The 16,833-nt window shown below is 61.0% G+C and carries 17 protein-coding genes and 1 pseudogene; 5 read left to right on the forward strand and 13 right to left on the reverse strand.

What is annotated here, in order from left to right:
* Positions 1 to 23 precede the first annotated feature (23 nt).
* On the reverse strand, positions 24 to 662 hold the full coding sequence (locus KB879_RS39740; RefSeq protein ID WP_249221493.1) for a helix-turn-helix transcriptional regulator: 639 nt from the start codon (positions 660 to 662) through the stop codon (positions 24 to 26).
* Positions 631 to 999 (reverse strand): annotated as a pseudogene (locus KB879_RS39745) (cupin domain-containing protein). The gene KB879_RS39740 and the pseudogene KB879_RS39745 overlap by 32 nt, the downstream one beginning before the upstream one ends.
* A 286-nt stretch (positions 1,000 to 1,285) precedes the next feature.
* On the opposite strand from KB879_RS39745, the gene KB879_RS33425 reads away from it, so the two are divergent.
* Both KB879_RS33425 and KB879_RS33430 read left to right on the forward strand, forming a co-directional pair.
* Positions 1,286 to 1,831 (forward strand): carboxymuconolactone decarboxylase family protein, encoded by a 546-nt coding sequence (locus KB879_RS33425; RefSeq protein ID WP_211983788.1) that lies wholly within the window; start codon positions 1,286 to 1,288, stop codon positions 1,829 to 1,831.
* A gap of 377 nt (positions 1,832 to 2,208) precedes the next feature.
* Complete coding sequence (locus KB879_RS33430; protein ID WP_211983790.1) at positions 2,209 to 3,189, forward strand: alpha/beta fold hydrolase; 981 nt, start codon at positions 2,209 to 2,211, stop codon at positions 3,187 to 3,189.
* Between the two features lie 262 nt (positions 3,190 to 3,451).
* On the opposite strand, the gene KB879_RS33435 is transcribed toward KB879_RS33430, so the two are convergent.
* Positions 3,452 to 3,766: a tautomerase family protein gene (locus KB879_RS33435; protein ID WP_249221494.1), complete on the reverse strand. Its 315-nt coding sequence runs from the start codon at positions 3,764 to 3,766 to the stop codon at positions 3,452 to 3,454.
* Complete coding sequence (locus KB879_RS33440) at positions 3,708 to 4,685, reverse strand: alpha/beta hydrolase (RefSeq protein WP_371827487.1); 978 nt, start codon at positions 4,683 to 4,685, stop codon at positions 3,708 to 3,710. Before KB879_RS33440 ends, KB879_RS33435 begins: the two co-directional genes overlap by 59 nt.
* On the opposite strand from KB879_RS33440, the gene KB879_RS33445 reads away from it, so the two are divergent.
* A complete protein-coding gene (locus KB879_RS33445; protein ID WP_211984627.1) occupies positions 4,593 to 4,994 on the forward strand; it encodes an alpha/beta fold hydrolase in 402 nt (133 codons plus the stop codon). The genes KB879_RS33440 and KB879_RS33445 overlap by 93 nt on opposite strands.
* A gap of 96 nt (positions 4,995 to 5,090) precedes the next feature.
* Complete coding sequence (locus KB879_RS33450) at positions 5,091 to 5,624, forward strand: nuclear transport factor 2 family protein (RefSeq protein ID WP_249221495.1); 534 nt, start codon at positions 5,091 to 5,093, stop codon at positions 5,622 to 5,624.
* Between the two features lie 153 nt (positions 5,625 to 5,777).
* On the opposite strand, the gene KB879_RS33455 is transcribed toward KB879_RS33450, so the two are convergent.
* The 7 genes from KB879_RS33455 to KB879_RS33485 all read right to left on the reverse strand — a co-directional run bounded on the left by KB879_RS33455 (position 5,778) and on the right by KB879_RS33485 (position 13,911).
* Complete coding sequence (locus KB879_RS33455) at positions 5,778 to 6,941, reverse strand: porin (RefSeq protein WP_211983792.1); 1,164 nt, start codon at positions 6,939 to 6,941, stop codon at positions 5,778 to 5,780.
* A 136-nt stretch (positions 6,942 to 7,077) separates the two neighbouring features.
* Positions 7,078 to 8,025 carry a Bug family tripartite tricarboxylate transporter substrate binding protein gene (locus KB879_RS33460; protein ID WP_211983794.1) on the reverse strand — a complete coding sequence of 316 codons (948 nt, stop codon included), beginning with the start codon at positions 8,023 to 8,025 and terminating at the stop codon, positions 7,078 to 7,080.
* Between the two features lie 55 nt (positions 8,026 to 8,080).
* Positions 8,081 to 9,028 carry a TauD/TfdA family dioxygenase gene (locus tag KB879_RS33465; protein WP_211983796.1) on the reverse strand — a complete coding sequence of 316 codons (948 nt, stop codon included), beginning with the start codon at positions 9,026 to 9,028 and terminating at the stop codon, positions 8,081 to 8,083.
* Between the two features lie 344 nt (positions 9,029 to 9,372).
* Positions 9,373 to 10,728 (reverse strand): MFS transporter, encoded by a 1,356-nt coding sequence (locus KB879_RS33470; RefSeq protein ID WP_211983798.1) that lies wholly within the window; start codon positions 10,726 to 10,728, stop codon positions 9,373 to 9,375.
* Positions 10,729 to 10,823: 95 nt separating this feature from the next.
* Complete coding sequence (locus tag KB879_RS33475) at positions 10,824 to 12,446, reverse strand: class I adenylate-forming enzyme family protein (protein WP_249221496.1); 1,623 nt, start codon at positions 12,444 to 12,446, stop codon at positions 10,824 to 10,826.
* Between the two features lie 47 nt (positions 12,447 to 12,493).
* The gene (locus KB879_RS33480) at positions 12,494 to 13,093 is read right to left on the reverse strand and encodes a gamma carbonic anhydrase family protein (RefSeq protein ID WP_211983800.1); all 600 of its coding nucleotides are present in this window, start codon (positions 13,091 to 13,093) and stop codon (positions 12,494 to 12,496) included.
* A gap of 50 nt (positions 13,094 to 13,143) precedes the next feature.
* On the reverse strand, positions 13,144 to 13,911 hold the full coding sequence (locus tag KB879_RS33485) for a crotonase/enoyl-CoA hydratase family protein (RefSeq protein ID WP_211983802.1): 768 nt from the start codon (positions 13,909 to 13,911) through the stop codon (positions 13,144 to 13,146).
* A gap of 133 nt (positions 13,912 to 14,044) precedes the next feature.
* On the opposite strand from KB879_RS33485, the gene KB879_RS33490 reads away from it, so the two are divergent.
* Entirely contained in the window at positions 14,045 to 14,713 is a 669-nt protein-coding gene (locus tag KB879_RS33490) for a GntR family transcriptional regulator (protein WP_211983804.1), read from the forward strand.
* A gap of 57 nt (positions 14,714 to 14,770) precedes the next feature.
* On the opposite strand, the gene KB879_RS33495 is transcribed toward KB879_RS33490, so the two are convergent.
* Positions 14,771 to 15,991, reverse strand: a complete 1,221-nt coding sequence (locus KB879_RS33495; protein ID WP_211983806.1) for a CaiB/BaiF CoA-transferase family protein — start codon at positions 15,989 to 15,991, stop codon at positions 14,771 to 14,773.
* A gap of 11 nt (positions 15,992 to 16,002) precedes the next feature.
* Complete coding sequence (locus KB879_RS33500; protein ID WP_211983808.1) at positions 16,003 to 16,785, reverse strand: enoyl-CoA hydratase/isomerase family protein; 783 nt, start codon at positions 16,783 to 16,785, stop codon at positions 16,003 to 16,005.
* Positions 16,786 to 16,833 lie beyond the last annotated feature (48 nt).

Here is a 16,833-nt window from a genome sequence, read left to right on the forward strand (position 1 = left end):
TCCTCTGGCTGTGCGAGTCGCGTCTACAGCGCACGGAGACACCGGTGGATCCTGCGCGTTCGTACGGAGATTCTGTGAACCTCATGCCATGCGATAAAAGGCCAAGCGTCCCGGCAGGGGCCGCTGCGAGGAAGTAGCGTTGTCCTCCCGATTGCCATTGGGGCGGCTTGTGAAAGGCTTTGGGATTCCGTACGTCTATGCGACGCTGCGCAACGCCCGATGCTGGCGCCGATAAGCACCGGCCCGACACCGAAGTGCTGCGTGAAAGCCCGCCCGAACGCCGCCTGCGACGCGTAGCCGCACAGCTCAGCAACCGCCGCGGCCGACATGCCATCCTGCCGCAGCAGCCGCGCCGCGCGCTCCATGCGCAGCCTCGTCACCATCTCCAGCGGTGTCATGCCGAGTTGCGCGAAGCGCCGGGCCAGCGTGGCGCGCGAGACGTTGCATACTTGCGCAAGGCTGTCGAGTGTCCATGGCAGCTCGGGCGCACGTACCACTGCATCGACTGCGCGCGCCATGCGCCCATCCGCCATCAACGCCATCACCCCTTGCGATACCCCGCGCTGGGCAATCAGCGCGCGCAACAACACCGTGAACAACGCGGTCGACAGTTCTGCAATGATGACTGCACTAACCGGGGCGAGGCTGATCCGCTTCGGCATGCATCATGCCGATCAGGCCACGCAGCCACGCCAGATCGCCCTCGGCAGGGCCCGTGGTGGCAATGCACAGTACCTCTGGCAGCGTGCGCAGCAGTACGTCTGACGAACTGCCGAGCACGAACGTGCCACACAGGATATCGAGCGGCGCGGCGGCGCCAGGCACGGTCACCTCCGTCATCACCCCATTGAAGGGTCACGACTCTGTGGCCCTGCGCCTGCGGCCCTGCATGCACGACAGCGTGTGTGCGGCGCCATGCGGAAACAGCAGGACATCGCCCGCACCGACCCGTAGGCTCTGCTTTCCTACCGAGACTTCGGCTTTGCCGTCGAGGATCACGTGGGTATGGCACGTGGCCGGGGGCCGCCTGTTCGTTGTACGCCGACCATGGCCTGGCCACGCGGCAATGGAGATCGACCGTGCCGGCCGGCGCGAGCAGCCGCATTTCGCTGAGGCTATCCATCTGCAAATTTCCCGTTGAGACGATTGATCAAAAAATTGACCTGATTCTAATCAATACGAATCGTCGGCGCATCTACCATGTACTCCATGGAAGCGCGGCGAACACGACCCACGCAGCGCAGCCAGAACCACCCGATACCCCTGAACCTTAAGGAGAAGGATCATGACCACCCGCCTGCATACTATCGCTGTCCAGGATGCCACCGGTCAGACCGCTGAACTGTTCGGCGCAATTCGCAGCGCTGTCGGCAAGGTGCCGAATGCCTATGCAACGATCGGCAGCAATGCCCCCTCCGTTCTGGCCCAGACGCTACAGACCAATGCGATGCTGAAGAAGGGCAAGCTGTCGGAGCGCGAACTGGAAGCGATCAATCTCGCGGTCAGCGAACACAGCGGTTGTGACTACTGTGTGGCCGCACATACGCTGACGGGGAAGATGGCCGGCTACACGGCCGAGCAAACCCGGCAACTGCGCAAGGGCGGCTATCCCGAGGACGCGAAGGTCGATACGCTGACGCGCTTTGCCGTGGAACTGGTCAGCACTGCCGGCACGGTACCTGCAGCGAGTGTTGAGGCGGTGCGTGCCGCGGGCTACAGCGACGCACAGATTGTCGAGGCGATCGGCGCGATCAGTGCGATCCTGTTCACCAACATGATCAACCGCGTGAACGACACGACGCTGGATTTTCCGGCCGTCGACCAAGAGTGATTTGAGCCACCGGGACGGCGCGGGACCCTGGTTCCCGTGTCCTCCGACGCTGGTGACAAGCGAGAAGCGCCCGATACCCGATACGCCAGTCATCCGTCACGCCGCGCCTGCGTCGAGCATGGGCCTGGCGCTCCGCCGGCAGCTCGCCCAGCACGGCTTCTCGCGCGGCTGTGGTCTCGGCGCGCGCAGTTTCCAGAATCCGTCATTGACCCAGTTCCCCTTGGGATCGTTTGGGTCTGGCTGATTTCCCTCGAAGAATGGCAAACCTGCCACTACCGGGCGATCTGGCAACCCCCGATGATCTAGCCTTCAATGTTGCACATACAACAAGCTAGCTCTTGTACTTCCAAGCACCAGGATCCAACGAGGTGAAAGACATGACGACCCAATCCAAAAATCGCCGTTTGCTTACCGCAGGTGCCGTTGGCGCCATCGGGGTTGTGGCGGCGGCATTCATGGCCGGTTGCGCGAGCATCGGGCATACGGCAAAGACGGAACCCGAAATCGGGTATGTGCAGGTCAATTCCGAGGTGAAAGTCAGGCGCCTGGTCGTGCACAACAACGCGCCAAAGGGCACTGTGCTGTTCCTGCACGGCTTCCCGGAGACGATCTATGCCTGGAAGGAGATTTCCACCGAGTTGGGCAAGGACTACGAAGTCCATGCCTTCGACTGGCCGGGCTATGGCGACTCGTCACGGCCTTTGGCGGACAAGTTCTCTTATGCGCCGCGGGACTACGCCAAGGTGCTAAAGGGCTATATCGATCAGGCCGGGATCGACAAGCAGAATCTCGTGATCTATGCGACCGACATCGGCGCGTTGCCCGCCCTGCTCGCGGCCATCGATGATCCGGCGATTGCGAAGCGCATCATCGTCGGCGACTTCGCGCCGTTCAACCGCCCGCAATACATGCAGGAGCGACTGCAAGGCCTGAAGGAGCCGAAGTCGGCTGAAGCGGTGCGGGCGGCCTTCAATAAGACACGGGACGAGATTCTTCAGAACGCCTTCACCCGCGGGCTGCCTGCGGCGTCGCACTATGAGGTCTCACCGGAATTCAAGGACGACATGGCGCGTGGTTGGTCAAACGGACCGCTGACGACCGCCGATGCCTTCTATCACTACTATTCGCACTTCACCCGCGACGAGGATTACTTCGAAGGGAACTTGGCGAAACTGAAGACCCCCGTCAAGGTGATCTGGGGCGAGCAGGACATCTACATCAAGAAAGAAATGGGTGAGGAACTGGCGAAGCGCGCCGGCCTGGAATTCGAAGTGCTGCCGAACATCGGCCACTATCCGCACCTGCAAAGCAAGGAAACAACCATTGCCGAGGTGCGCACCGCGTTCGATGGGAAGTAACTGCTGATGCCGGGCCAGCCGCCGGGTGCGTTGGGCAGGCGGCTTTGCGGTGGGGCGGCGCCGAAGCGGTGAAGGAATTGCCGCCTTCCCTGGAAAGCGGCCCACCGACTTTGCCAGCCTTCGCCACGATGACGTTGCAAACCGCGCAGCTGACAGCTGAAACAGCGCGTCGTCAGTAGGCTTCCACGAGACCTCCAGTTCATGCAATCGGCCGCCAAACCGCCGCTGCAAGCTCCGCATCAGGTTCCAGATGACGCGGTCGTCACCACCGCGGCGGCTTGTCCGCCAGTTGGGCAATGCCGCGACCGAATGAGAAGTTCTCGTTCGGAACCGGGACCAGCGCGATAAAGACATCGTCCGGCGAGATGCCAGCGGCGCCCTTGAGCTGTCGGCAGATTTCGGTCATCACCGCCAGCTTGTCGCTGGCCGGTCGGTGCGCGCCGATGAGGACCGTGATGATCATCGCACCGGCCGAGCGTCCCATCTCCATAAAGGTGGGATCGATAAACAACTCGTCATCACCGTGCTCGCTTAGCACGATGAAGCGATCGCCGGCCGGGATATCCAGCGCGACCACCAGCGAGCGGTTCAGTGCGTTGCCGATTGCAAGCCTCTGCTCGCGCGAGCAGCGGCCTTTGGGATATGCGCGTGGAATACGGGCATCGAAACTCTCCTTTCGTCAATGAGTAAGGGTCAACCCTGCGGGGATCGGTACTCCGCTCGGCTGCTTGAGGTGCTGCAGGAACCAGTTTGTAGCGGCAAGGCTGGCTACGAGAAGATTCTCGCTGTAAGGCGTGAAATGGCCTCCTGGAACCATCACGAGCCGCTTCGGCTGTCCGGCGCGCGCATAGGCGTCGACCTCCAGGTCGGTCATCATGATGTCGTCGTCGCTGGCAATGACCATCATCAACGGCGTCGGCGCGATCTCGCCGATCCATACCCCGGGCTCGTAGGAACGAGCCTCCAGGGTCGAGCGCAGCGTGACGGTGTTTGTCCAGTTGGCGCCGCCAGGTCCTGGCCTCGGTCCGGTACGCCGCCAGTGTGCCGGTATCCGCGCTGACCACCGCTTGCACCCTGGGCGGTGCGCCGCCTTGCTGTGTGCGCGCATCGTCGGCAAGCATCTCCAGGAAGGCAGGCAAAGCCTCCGGGCTTACCCGGCGCCGGCCCTGTTCGGAGCCGCTGATGGTCGGCACTTGCGACACCACGCATTTCACCCGACGGTCCGACGCGACTACGATCAGGGCGTGACCGCCGCTGTAACTGCTGCCCCAGATGCCAAGCTGATCGGGATCTGCCTCCGGCCGTGCGGCTAGGTACCCCAGCGCAACGCGCCAGTCGGCAATCAGCATTGGGGCGACGTCTTGCCGCGGCTCTCCGTCACTCGCGCCGAAGTTGCGGTGGTCATGCACCAGCACCACAAAGCCGGCCTGCGCGAATGCCCGCGCGAACGGCTCCAGCCCGTGTTCCTTGACCGCGGCAAAACCATGACACATCATCGTGCCGCAGGGCCATACTCCCTTGAACAAGCCGTCGAGGACGTCGTGAGCCTGATCGTCGAGCAGGAGCTTCAGGCCGTGGCGGCCATGCCCCTGCAGCTTTCTCAGCCCGATGCTGGTAATCGCCGCGAAAGAGGATCCCGTCATTCCGAGCAGGCGCGTGCGGACCGCTTTCCACGCGCGGCATTCGCCGTGGTCGAGGGTTCCGGCCACTGGCCGCAGATGGAGCAGCCGGAAATTACCGCCAGCGTCATGGCTTCGTTCCTCAGCCTGCCCGTCGACGCGCGACAGGCAACTACCGCGATCTGATCGCCAGGCTGAGTCGGACAAGTCGTAGCGTACCTTCCGGGTGACGACGCCGCTCATTTTTGTCGTTACTATATGAGTGCATGTTTTTGCAGCTTCTTGATCTTCAACTGTCAAAGCATGAGACAACCATGGCGAATCCCCACATCATCGAAGCCTGCAGAAAGGCTGACCGGCTTTGAGAAGAACGACAAGACCGACCTTCTCAATGTCCTTGCCGACGATGTCGTCTTCGAATTCTCGGACTCGCTGCCCTACGGCGGCACCTACAACGGCAAGGCCGAGTTTCAGACGTTCTGGAAGCACGTGTTCCAGGAGTATGACTACTTCAACTACGACGCACATGCCATCCTCGAAGCAGACGACTATGTCATCGTCCCCGTCATCGCCCGTGCGAAGACCAAGCTTCTCCATGGAGAACGAGCATCTGTTCCTGTTCCGCGTCCGGAACGGGAAGATTGTCTATGGACGCATCTATGCCGATACCGCGCGCGCGCGCGCGATGTGCTTGATGGACGCGAACCCCGGCGCTTCCCAAAACTCCAGCTTTCCAGACCGCGCTGTGCCGCCGCGATGTTCCTGACAACCGCTGCCGGCGGCACGCGAAGCCCTGCGTCAACTGGAAATACCTAATGGAGATTGGTCCGCTCACTCTCGGCCTTGGCGCGCCAGCCTCAGTCGCGAAGTACACGCGCGACCTGAGAGGTCGCGCCGCACGTTGCAGGAAGTTCATCAGGCCGGGCAAATGGCACTGGAAGGTGCCTTACCGATTCAAGCCCACAGCGCTCAAAACTTGTGTCGGATGCCCACTGCCGCGCCAAACATCGAACTCTGACCATTAGCCAGCGCGTAGCTGTTGCCAACAGACAGACTGGATGCGAACGTAGTCGCCAGGGATTCCATCGTGAGGCCGGCATTCTTGGCGTATGCCGTGCTCAGGTAGACATCGGTACGCTTGGAGAAGGCGTAGCTCGCAATGAAGGCAATCTGCCACGGGTTGGCAACGTGCGTGTCGCCGAACAGGCTCTTGAGATTGTCGTAGTTGTACTCGAGCGTCAGGCCGACGGCTGGGGTGAGCTGGTAATTCGCACCGATCCAGTAGAAGTCGTCACGCTGGATCAGCACATCTGCATTGTTCTTCTGCTGACCCCACCGGTAGCCACCCATGATCTTGGCCGGCCCGAACGCATAGCTCGCAGCAACCGATGCCTTCTTGATGGCGCCGTTGCCGGTACCGATCGTCGGATTCCACTGGTCGTAGGCAATAGTCGCGCCGAACGGTCCGGCACCGTAGGCCGCCGCCGCACCATAGCCGGTGTCTCGCCGGAACTGGCCCGGAACTTCGCCGTTACCGCCGATCGGCGTAGCCACGCCAACCGTAGCCGGCAAGGCCACCCCAACCCCGAACGACCAGTGGGCCACCGCCGTGATCGGGCCAAACTTTCCCGTGTACTTGACGGTGTTGTCTTCACGGTAGTTCGGGCCTTGCTGCAGTACGTTAGGCTCGTACTGGGTTGAATAGGCGGCCGGCGAGAAGTTCGCCAGGGCGTCGAACGTCGAGGTGTACTGCCGGCCGAAGGTCAACCGTCCAATGCTGTCGCTTTCCAGACCCACGAACGACTGGCGACCAAACAAACGGCCACTTTGCTGGAGATTGCCGCTGTCGGTGCTGAAGCCGCTTTCGAGCACGAACACCGCCTTCAGGCCGTCACCGAGCTCCTCCGTGCCGCGCAAACCCCAGCGTGAGCCAGACAGGCCGCCCGAATCCAAGCGGGCAACGGAGTGGGCCGGCCCGCGATTAAAGTTGTTGGCTGCAACGGGTACGGCGCCTACCTTATTGACGTATTCGATGTTGGCGTCCACCAGACCGTAAAGAGTCACGCCCGATTGTGCTTGCGCCGCGTCTGCAAAGGCGCCAAGTGTTGCGAGCGCGATAAGGGATTTCTTCATGCCTCTAGGTTCTCCACTAATGATTGTTATGTGACAAGCCGGCAGACCTCCTTGGTCTCCATTCGCCACGGCCCAGAGCGCGCCTAAGGCAGCTCGGGCGGCGGTGTGCCTGAGACTTCAGCTCACGCCGTGTCCATCACTGGACCTTGATGCCTGCTTCGCCAAACAGGAAACTCCAATGCCGGCTTCCCCTCACTATCCATCCCTGCAGTTCCGTCGGGGCAGCATAAGTTGCGACGTTGCCCAATCTCCTGAACTTCTCCTTGATCTCGGGAGATAGCAGCGAAACGGCTACCGCTTTGGAGAACCGGTCAACGAATTCGGGTGGAAGTCCCTTCGGCCCCACGAATGCCACCCAGGGATTTACGTCTAGCTGGGCCAGCCCGAGTTCCTTGAAAGTTGGGATGTCCGGCGCCACCTCTGGCCGAGTCGTACCCGAAGCAGCAAGGATCCTGAAACGCCCTGCGCGATGGTGCTCAATGTATTCGGACAGCGACGAGATCCCGGCCGGCACCTGGCCAGCGAGCAAATCGACAACAAGCGGAGCGCTCCCGCGGTACGGGACTGCGATGGCATTGGTGCCAAGTGCTCTCGCTATTGCGAGCGCAGTGAACTCGGGAACGCTCGCAGGGGCCGGAACGCCAATGTTTGCTTTGTTGGGATGTGCTTTCAGCCACCGACCGAAGGATTTGAAATCTTGTACCTGCGTGCTGGCCGAAACGGCGAGGACGTTCTGGTAGACGGAAACGCCGGCGAGAGGAGTGAAGTCTCTCAGAGCATCGAATCCCACGCTCTTGTTAATAATCGGAAGGATCACCAACGTATGGTCCAGAGCCAGCATCACCGTTGAGCCGTCGGCCGGCGCACCCTTGAGCGTCTGCGCAGCGATCAGACCTCCGGCGCCACTTTTGTTCTCGATGATGATCGGTTGCCCGAGCGCCGTCGTCAGGCGCTCGGCAAGCAGCCGCGCGAGGACGTCGGTTGCACCACCCGCGGGCCAACCAACCAGGATCCTGACAACGCCTGTATAGTCCTTGGCCGCCGCGGGAAATGCCAGGAATGCAGAGCAAGCCAGCAGTGCCATCTGCAGGACTCGTATCGCTCGATCCGCGAATGATTGAAAGGCCATCTCAATCCCCTTAGATGAAATCCGCGTCATTGGCATCGCTCGCGTCCACCACGCTGCCGACCTTGAACGGGAGGTCGAGGGTGGTCGTACGTCTCACGTCCCGCTTGTGCTTCTTGTCCTCGAACGGGCGGGCCCGGTGCATGGTGCACCGGTTGTCCCAGATGACGAAGTCGTACAGGCGCCATTCATGGCGGTAGACGAACTGTCGTTGCGTGGCATGCGCCATCAGGTCGTTGATAAGCAGCCTCCCCTCCGGGACCGGCATGCCTTCCACGCTCGAAGCATGCGCGGCAAGGTACAGCGCCTGGCGATTTGACCGCGGGATGGTGCGCACAAGGGGATGGATCGCTCCCGGGAGCTTCGCAAGCTCGTCAGGCGCGAACGCGAAGCCGAGCATCTGTCGTGAGTGCACCGCAGTGTGATGGACCCGCAGGGCGTTGACCTGCGCCTTTTCGTCGTCAGTTAGCGCATCGTATGCGGCACGCATATCGGCGTACTCTGTATCGGCATTCACGGGGGGAACCAACCGCGCCGACAGCATCGAGAATCTCCCCGCGGGATCCTGAAACGACGCGTCGGTGTGCCACAGCCTGTTGCTCACCGCAATCATGCGAGCCCGCGAATCGGCGGGAAGGATGTTGCCGTCTGAACCAATATTCGACCCGTCGGTAATGGCCTCGTTGCCGAACTTGTTCTTCGCCACAACCGAGACCGACGTCCTCGAGTGAAGCTTGCCGTCGAAGCGTTGTGCAAACGCGAGCTGTGAGGCATCGTCGAACGGCTGGTTGCGGAAGACCAGGACCGCGTAACTCGCCATAGCGTCCTGGAGCAATTCCAGCGTTTCGACATCGTGAACCTCCCGGAGATCGATGTCTTCGACCTCCGCGACAAAGAGGGAGTGCAGCGGGCGGATCTTCAGCGCACTGCGTGCCGCGCGCAGCGAATGAGCGTTGTCCATATTGTCTCCGTATTGTTGGCGTCCCGCGGCTCAGGCGGGTTGCTGAGCCTTATTGCTGACTAGCTTCAAAGTTCTGTGACCTGTTTCGCCCAGGTTCACCGTGCTCACGCTGCGAGCGACTGGAGTCGCTCGCGGTACTTCTCCTCAGGGGGTGACCACACAGAACATCATGAAGATCATGCAGGACAGCGGCAGGACAGCGCATGCCGCAACGATCAACAAACCTGCGCGTAATCCGTCCCGGTAGTGCGAGAGCTGGTCCTTCGGAATCCACGCCACGCTGTGATCCGGCCACGCCACCGGTACTAACTCGCTGTCGGAGCGCGTGGCTTCATTTGCGCCCTTCACAATGATGCCCCTTTCCGCTGGACCAGTTTGTCCGCCTTGGCCTGGGCCGAGCGCGCCAACGCAAGGGACTGCTCGCGCCTGCTGCCAAAGTCCAGGGCAATGGCGATCAATGCAGCGGCAAAGGGAAAAGCGGCAAGCGCAAGAAGGGAGTAGGTGAAACTTCCTGTGGTGCTCTTCAGCCAACCGAAGATCGTGGGTCCAAAGAAGCCGCCAAGATTTCCGAAGGAGTTCACCAACGCAATGCCAACGGCACCGGCCGCGCCGCTGAACGTGGAAGAAGCCCAGGACCAGAATGGAGGTGCGCCGGAAAAAAGTCCCAATGCAGCCACGGACAGCATGACCAGCGTGAGCGGGGCCGAAGTTGTCAACGCCGCGGCCGCCAGTCCGACACAGGCAAGCAGCCCGGAAAGCGCCGTGTGCCATGCACGATCACCAGTGCGATCGGAATGCCTGCCCCAGTACACCATGCCTGCCGCGGCGAACACATAAGGAATCGCAGTAACCAGCCCCGTTTCGAGAACCGATAGGCCAAGTCCCTTGACGATTTGCGGCAGCCACAGACTGAAGCCGATCATCCCGCCGATAAAGCCGAACAGTACGAGCGTAAGACCCCATAGCCTGATATCGACGAACGCTCTCCAGACTTCCGTGCCGTGCTGCCGGGCCTGCTCCGCCTTTTCCTGTTCGATCACCGATTCCAGCCATTCGCGTTCCGCCTGTTCGAGCCAGCGAGCGTTGCGGGGCCTGTCGGTGAGGAAAAACAGGCATGCCAGGCCCAGCACCATTGCAGGCAGTCCCTCCACGACGAACAGGAGCTGCCAACCCTTCAGTCCGAAAAGGCCGTCGAACGTCATCAGCCATCCCGACACTGGCGCCCCTAGCAAACTGGACAAAGGCGCGGCGACCATGAACCATGCGACTGCCCGTCCCCGATAAGATCGGGGGAACCAAGAGGTCATGTAGTAGATGATGCCAGGGAAGAACCCTGCTTCGGCAAGACCGAGCGCAAAACGCAAGGCGTAGAACGTCCATTCGTCATGCACAAACGCCATGCCTGCCGAAATGGCTCCCCAAGTCAGCATGATTCTGGTCATCCATACGCGCGCGCCGTATCTCGCCAGCAGGATATTGCTTGGAACTTCGAAGAGGAAATATCCAAGAAAGAAGAGACCCGCGCCAAAGCCGTAGGCGGCAGCCGAAATATTGACATCGGCGTTCATCGTCACGGCCGCGAACCCGACATTTACCCGGTCCAGATAAGCGACAAAGAACAGCAGACTCAGAAACGGTAATAAGCGTCTTCCTACTTTCCCGAGCGTTTCGCGCTCCATTTGCTCCGGTTTGGTCTCCATCCCTCTTCTCCTTTGATGTTCTGTCAGTTGTGCACACCGCCGCTCTTGGTGCCGACGATCTGCTGGCTAGCGAAGATGCTGTCCCGCATGGTGTGTCAGATAGCGAAGGCTCGCCCTGCCCAATATGGCTCCCGCAACTCTCGCTTCAGCACCTTGCCAATCTCGCTGCGCGGCAGCGACTCGCGGATTTCAACCGCGGCCAACCGTTCGGCCTTGCCCAGCTTGCTGTTTGCCCATGCCATCAGTTCGGCCGGAGTCACGGAAGCCGGTTGGCGCAGAACGACTAACGCCATTGCCGACTCCCCCCATTCATCGCTGGGGATGCCAATCACAGCGATATCCGCGACGGCAGGATGGCGCATCAGAAGCACTTCGATGTCCGCCGGGTAGACATTGAAGCCCCCCGAGATGATCATGTCCTTTTGGCGATCCAGTAACTGAAGGAAGCCATCCGCATCAATCTTTCCCATGTCACCGGAGCGGAAAAACAGGCTGCCGTCGCCGTCGAACCACTGCAGCTCGCGGGTCTTCACTGGGTTCTTGTAGTACCCCTTCATCATCAGCGGGGCACGGCCGACCACCTGCCCAATCGCGCCCGGGCCCAGTTCCTGCCCGTCCTCCCCAAGGATCTTCAGAACGCAGCCAGGTCCGGCGCGCCCCACGGTATGCAGCTTGTCCGGATGTGCCGCGGCATCGAGGACAGCTACGATCCCCCCTTCCGTCAGCGTATAGACCTCCATCAATCGCCCCGGCCAGCGCTCGAGGCACTCGCGCTTGATCGTTTCCCGAAGCGGTGCACTGGTAGAGACCTTCATGCGGAAGCTGCCCAGGTCGTAATCGCGGAACGCCGGATGAGACAGGATGCGCTGATACTGAACGGGAACGAGCAGCGCGTGCGTGACCTTCCAGGTTTCCGCGAGCCTGAGGAAGTGGGTCACGTCAAACTTTCGCATCAGCACGAGCGTGCCACCGTGCTGCAACGTGAGGAGCACGCCCGCGAGGGTGGCGTTCGAGAATAGCGGCGTTGAAACCAGGGAGACTGTCTCCCTGTCGTATTCGAGCGGTCCGCCGAGACTACGCATGGCGGAGCGGAGGTAGTGGGAGTGAAGAATGCCTTTCGGCTTTCCCGTGGTACCCGAACTGTAGATGATGTTGAAGTCGTCGTCCGGGTCAATTTCCGTGTGGCATGGCTGCGCTGACGCACCCGCAACCCAGCGCGGATAGTCCTGCCATCCCTGTCCCGAAAAATCGATGGCAATGCATCCGTCCTGCCGGAGCTTGCCCAGTTGCGGCAGCAACGGCTCAATAAAGCTCCGGAAGTCTTCCGAGACGAAGATCAGTTGGCTGTCGCTATCGTCAATCATGTCGCGACAGGCATCGGCCTGCCCCATGCTGGACAAAGGCACTACGCAAACACCTGCACGGACAGCTCCCATGAAGAGCTCGAGATATTCGACCGAATTGATCGCGAGAATGGCGATCTTGTCCCCGCGCAGCAGCCCATGCTCCGTCAGCGCGTTGGCGACCTTGTCGAGCCTGGCATCGAATTCCCGCCACGTCAGGGCAACGTCCTCATGTATGACCGCAAGGTGCTCCGGATGTCTCCTTGCCGTTTCCCTGATTGCTTCCGGTATGGCAAGAAACGGGACGCCCCGGCCTTCCGCTCCAGCACCGCCCTCACCTGCGTTGGATGTCATAAGAACCTCGTCATTCAGCATGAGCCGGCGCCACGAGGCGCCGGCGGGTTGGATTGTGTAGTGAAAGATCAGGAATACTCGTGGATCAGCCGGTCCCTTTCGATCTGCCGTTCCGCGAGAAAATCCGGGCGCGACCAGAGCCGAAAGTCCCCGTTTGCGTACGCCTTGGCGTTCCTCCAGTATGTCCAGGCATTCAACCGGTTCGCGACTGCACTATTCCGGGTTGCCTTGATGAGCGCCGGAGCACCGGCCACGATGGAATTGGGTGGAATAATGGTTCCTTCTTTCAGAAAACTATGCCCGGCGATGACGCTGTTATCGCCGATCTCGCAGCCATCCATGATGGTGGCGCCGATGCCGACCAGAACGCTATCTCCAAGCGTGCAGCCATGGAGTGTCGCACCATGGCAAATCGAGCACCATGCGCCGACGATCGTCCCGGCGTTGGCGGCAACGTGGATCATCACCTGATCCTGGATATTGGAAAATGCGCCAATCCTTACCTGGTGCATTTCGGCTCGTATCGCGGCGTTAAGCCACATGGATGCGCCTTCATCGAAATGAGCATCCCCGTAGATCAAGGCCGAGGGATGAATGAACGCGGCCTGTTCCACCTTCACGTCGGGCCCGAGGCGGGGAAAAGCGATGGGCAAGGCGTCCTTCGACATGCTGTCTCCTTCATTGAGTATGCGAAGCTGCGAGGCTGACTGGGCTATTGCTATTGCCCGCTCCACACCGGCTCTCTCTTCTCCGAAAACGCCACCGCTCCTTCATGGGCGTCGGCCGATGCCATGATCTGCGCGGCTACGGCATCCTGGAGAACAAACATCTCCTCTTCCGGCGTGTGTTGGGCCTGCTCGATCATCTGCTTGCTGGCAGCGACCGCGAGCGGGGCGTTTCTGGCAATCTGTTGCGCGAGTTCCACGGCAGTGCGTCGTGCTTCTCCGGTCGGCACGAGCCGGTTCAACAGTCCCATCGCGTAAGCGCGATCGGCGCTGAGCAAGCCACCCGTAAGTGCCATCTCCATGGCAATGTGATACGGCAGCCGGCGCGACAGGCGAATCAGTCCGCCGCCGGCCGCAATAAGGCCCCGCTTCACCTCAGGGATGCCGAACGTTGCGCCCTGTCCCGCCACAATCAGGTCGCAGGCGAGTGCGATTTCAAATCCTCCGGCCAGTGCGTAGCCTTCCACTGCGGCAAGGAGAGGCTTGCGGCGCTTTGCCCTGGCAATTCCTGCAAAGCCTGTTCCATCCAGCACGGGCGTCTCTCCGCGGGCAAAGGCTTTCAAGTCCATGCCGGCACTGAATACCGAGTCCGCCCCGGTGATGACACCCACGCGAAGCGCCGGATCCTCGTCCAACTGCCGCAGCGCGGCGTCAATTGCCATCGCCATTTCAAGATTGACTGCGTTCCTTGCTTCTGCCCTGTTGAGCCGGATGCTCAGCACGCCTTCGAGTAGTACCTCCACCTCGACCACGTTCGACATTCGTCCTTCTCCTTCGCACTTTTAAAATCTATTTTTTGTATGATAGTAGATTTGTTGCGAGCAGCAATCACTGGAAAACCCTAGCGCCGCCCCTGCTTGTCGAACCCAGCAGAAAAATTGATAGAATGAACAAATGTCTACTTCCTCAAGTTCGAGCCTGACCTATTCGGTCTATCAAAACCTGCGAGCGGAACTCCTGAATGGTCGGCTGGTGCCGGGCGAGAAGCTCAAGCCAGCAGATCTGTCAGAGGCGTTCTCCGTCAGCCTTGGCGCCGTCCGCGAAGCGTTGTCCCGATTGACGGCCGAAGGCTTGGTGATAGCCGAGCCACAGCGGGGGTTCCGGGTGGCGCCGATTGGCGCGGACGAACTGCTTGACATCACCAATGTCCGGATCGAGATCGAATCCCTGTGCCTCAAGCGCGCCATAGCGGTCGGCGACACTGAATGGGAAAGTGGTATCGTGTCCGCACTCCACAGGCTCACCCGCACTCCCAAGCAGGCTGCTCCCGGGGAACGGGTCTCTCAGGAATGGGCAACGGCGCATACGACATTTCACGCCGCCCTGGTGGCTGCCTGTGACAGTCCGTGGCTGCTGCGACTCCGGGAAATCCTTTATGTCCAAAGCGAGCGCTACCGGTGGTTTTCAATCCCGCCATCCACTGGCAAGCGAAATCTCGACAAGGAGCATCGCAAGCTCGCTGACGCCGTCATCGGCCGTGACGAACAGGCTGCGTGTCAGTTGATTACCGAGCATTTGCGTATCACGGCGGAGTATTCGCTCACCATGGATGCCAACCGATAGCGCCCGGTGCGCCGTCCTCCAGGCTGTCATGCCCACGCACCGGGTCTTGCTCTCAATTCACTGCGGCACCGGGTCTGCGGTAATGGCTCCCTTCCTTGTCAGCGCGTCGATCTCTTTCTCGCACCGCCCGAGTTCCTTGAGGACTTCCTTGTTGTGTTCCCCACGGAATGCGGGAACGCCGGGATGATCGAGTTTGTCCGCTGAGAATCGCCAGGGCTTCCCGGGAATCCTGACCATGCCGCCGGCACGATCATCCACCTCGTCGATTGCGCCCCACCATTCGGCCCAATCCGAACGCGCAAAATCACCGATGTCGCGCACCACGCCAAACGCCAGCTTCGCTTCGTCGAGTTGGGCATCCAAGGTGTCCAGCGAGTCGAACGTCAGGATCCAGTTCTGCACGATCGCGTGGAACGCCTCCAGATTCTTTGCACGAAGCGCCGGGGTCGAGAAGCGCGGGTCGCTCGCCAGCTCCGGCCGGCGCATTGCCGTCAGGTAGAACGGAAACGTCAAGCTGCTGACCACGCTGGTCGCGATCGTAATCTTCTCGCCGCCGACAGTCGTAAAGAACGGCGACTGAGCAGGCCCCAAGGCGGCCGGCTCGGCACCGATGTCGACGCCGGAAAGATCGATATGCACACGCTCGTTGACGGACAGCATGGTGGCAGCCATGGCAATGTCGACGTACTGGCCCTCGTTGGTCAGGCTGCGCTTATGGAGGGCCGCCAAGATGCCGATCACGGCTTCCAGGCCCGTATAGATGTCCGCGTGCGAATAGGCATCGTGCCGGTCTGTGGCTAGGTCGCCGGACAGGTGTGACAGGAAGGTCGAGGTGAAACCCGATTCTGCGTGCACGGTCGGCGCGTAGGCGGCTCGGTGCGAGAGCGGCCCGCCTTGTCCATAGCCACTGATGGACGCATAGACCACGCGCGGGTTCTGCTGCCGCACCGATTCGTAGTCCAGCCCGAAGAACGCCAGCGTTCCGGCACGGAAGTTCTCAACGACGATATCTGCCTGACGGCACAGTTCCATCGCAATATCGCGTGCCTCGGGGTGGTTCAGGTCCAAGCTGATATTGCGTTTTCCGGTATTCTGCTGAATGTAGTAGTACGACATGGTGTCGTTCTTGGGCAACGCAGATCGCGAAATGTCTGGTCGTGGCGGCTCGATCTTGATGACGTCGGCGCCCAGGTCATGCAACGTCTTTGCACAATGAGGCCCCGCCAGCACGCGCGAGAAATCGACGACCTTCAGCCCTGCTAGTGGTCCGTTTGCCATGGCTCGCCTCGTTATTGACCCGTAAACACAGCGCCACCCGAGGCGCCCGCCTGAAACGCCGCCACGCCAAGCTTCAAATCGGCACTGGCAAGGATAGGTGCGACGATGTCCCGCATCCCTTCGTCCGCGGCGCGCATGCCCTCGTTCAGATATTGGTTCGTGAGCCTTTTGGTTGCCGCATGCGCCACGGTCGGCCCGGCAGCCAATTCGGTGGCGAATGCAAGCGTGACGTCCGCGAGCTGGGCGTCCGGAACCACACGATTCACGATGTTCCAGCGCTCCAGCGTTGCTGCGTCATGGCGGCGGCCCAGCATCACCAGCTCCTTGGCGCGCGCAGTGCCGGCACGCTCGATGATGCGTTGAATGCCGCCCATGAGGGGATGCAATCCAAGCGTGGCCTCCACCAGTCCGAGCTTCGCCGTGGCCGCAGCAACGATGAAATCGCAGGCGAGCGCCAGTTCGAAGCCCCCTCCGAGCGCCACGCCATGGACGCTGGCAACAATGGGGATGGGAAGTTCTTCAAACGCGCGCAGCACGCCGACCAGATCGAGTTCCCGGTGCAGGCGCTCGCCCCCGTTTTCAAACAGGCCGATTTCGGCGCCTGCCGAAAAATGGCGCAGCGCGCTCTTCAGGATAATTGCACGGCAGGAATCCGCCTGTGCTCGCTGCAACCCTGCAATCAATGCCTGCGATAGTGTTCCGCCAACGAGGTTGTGGGGCCCGAATTGCATCGTGAGAATGCCTACGTCGCCGGCGCGTGCGTAGGCGACCGGATCGGAAGAAGGGGATGTCATGGAGTCTCCTGGTGGTAGAAGGGCGGCAGCCGCAACACGCGGGGGCGC

The sequence above is a fragment of the Cupriavidus sp. KK10 genome (assembly GCF_018223725.1).
Taxonomy (GTDB): domain Bacteria; phylum Pseudomonadota; class Gammaproteobacteria; order Burkholderiales; family Burkholderiaceae; genus Cupriavidus; species Cupriavidus necator.

Bases quoted from the DNA above. Each gene is read 5' to 3' on its own strand.
- KB879_RS33480 (WP_211983800.1), bottom strand. From the start codon at position 13,093: ATGTCGAAGGACGCCTTGCCCATCGCTTTTCCCCGCCTCGGGCCCGAC.
- KB879_RS33460 (WP_211983794.1), bottom strand. From the start codon at position 8,025: ATGGCACTGCTGGCTTGCTCTGCATTCCTGGCATTTCCCGCGGCGGCC.
- KB879_RS33490 (WP_211983804.1), top strand. From the start codon at position 14,045: ATGTCTACTTCCTCAAGTTCGAGCCTGACCTATTCGGTCTATCAAAAC.
- KB879_RS33445 (WP_211984627.1), top strand. From the start codon at position 4,593: ATGCACCAGCACCACAAAGCCGGCCTGCGCGAATGCCCGCGCGAACGG.
- KB879_RS33425 (WP_211983788.1), top strand. From the start codon at position 1,286: ATGACCACCCGCCTGCATACTATCGCTGTCCAGGATGCCACCGGTCAG.
- KB879_RS33440 (WP_371827487.1), bottom strand. From the start codon at position 4,685: ATGATGTGTCATGGTTTTGCCGCGGTCAAGGAACACGGGCTGGAGCCG.
- KB879_RS33495 (WP_211983806.1), bottom strand. From the start codon at position 15,991: ATGGCAAACGGACCACTAGCAGGGCTGAAGGTCGTCGATTTCTCGCGC.
- KB879_RS39740 (WP_249221493.1), bottom strand. From the start codon at position 662: ATGCCGAAGCGGATCAGCCTCGCCCCGGTTAGTGCAGTCATCATTGCA.
- KB879_RS33500 (WP_211983808.1), bottom strand. From the start codon at position 16,785: ATGACATCCCCTTCTTCCGATCCGGTCGCCTACGCACGCGCCGGCGAC.
- KB879_RS33475 (WP_249221496.1), bottom strand. From the start codon at position 12,446: ATGCTGAATGACGAGGTTCTTATGACATCCAACGCAGGTGAGGGCGGT.
- KB879_RS33430 (WP_211983790.1), top strand. From the start codon at position 2,209: ATGACGACCCAATCCAAAAATCGCCGTTTGCTTACCGCAGGTGCCGTT.
- KB879_RS33485 (WP_211983802.1), bottom strand. From the start codon at position 13,911: ATGTCGAACGTGGTCGAGGTGGAGGTACTACTCGAAGGCGTGCTGAGC.
- KB879_RS33470 (WP_211983798.1), bottom strand. From the start codon at position 10,728: ATGGAGACCAAACCGGAGCAAATGGAGCGCGAAACGCTCGGGAAAGTA.
- KB879_RS33465 (WP_211983796.1), bottom strand. From the start codon at position 9,028: ATGGACAACGCTCATTCGCTGCGCGCGGCACGCAGTGCGCTGAAGATC.
- KB879_RS33455 (WP_211983792.1), bottom strand. From the start codon at position 6,941: ATGAAGAAATCCCTTATCGCGCTCGCAACACTTGGCGCCTTTGCAGAC.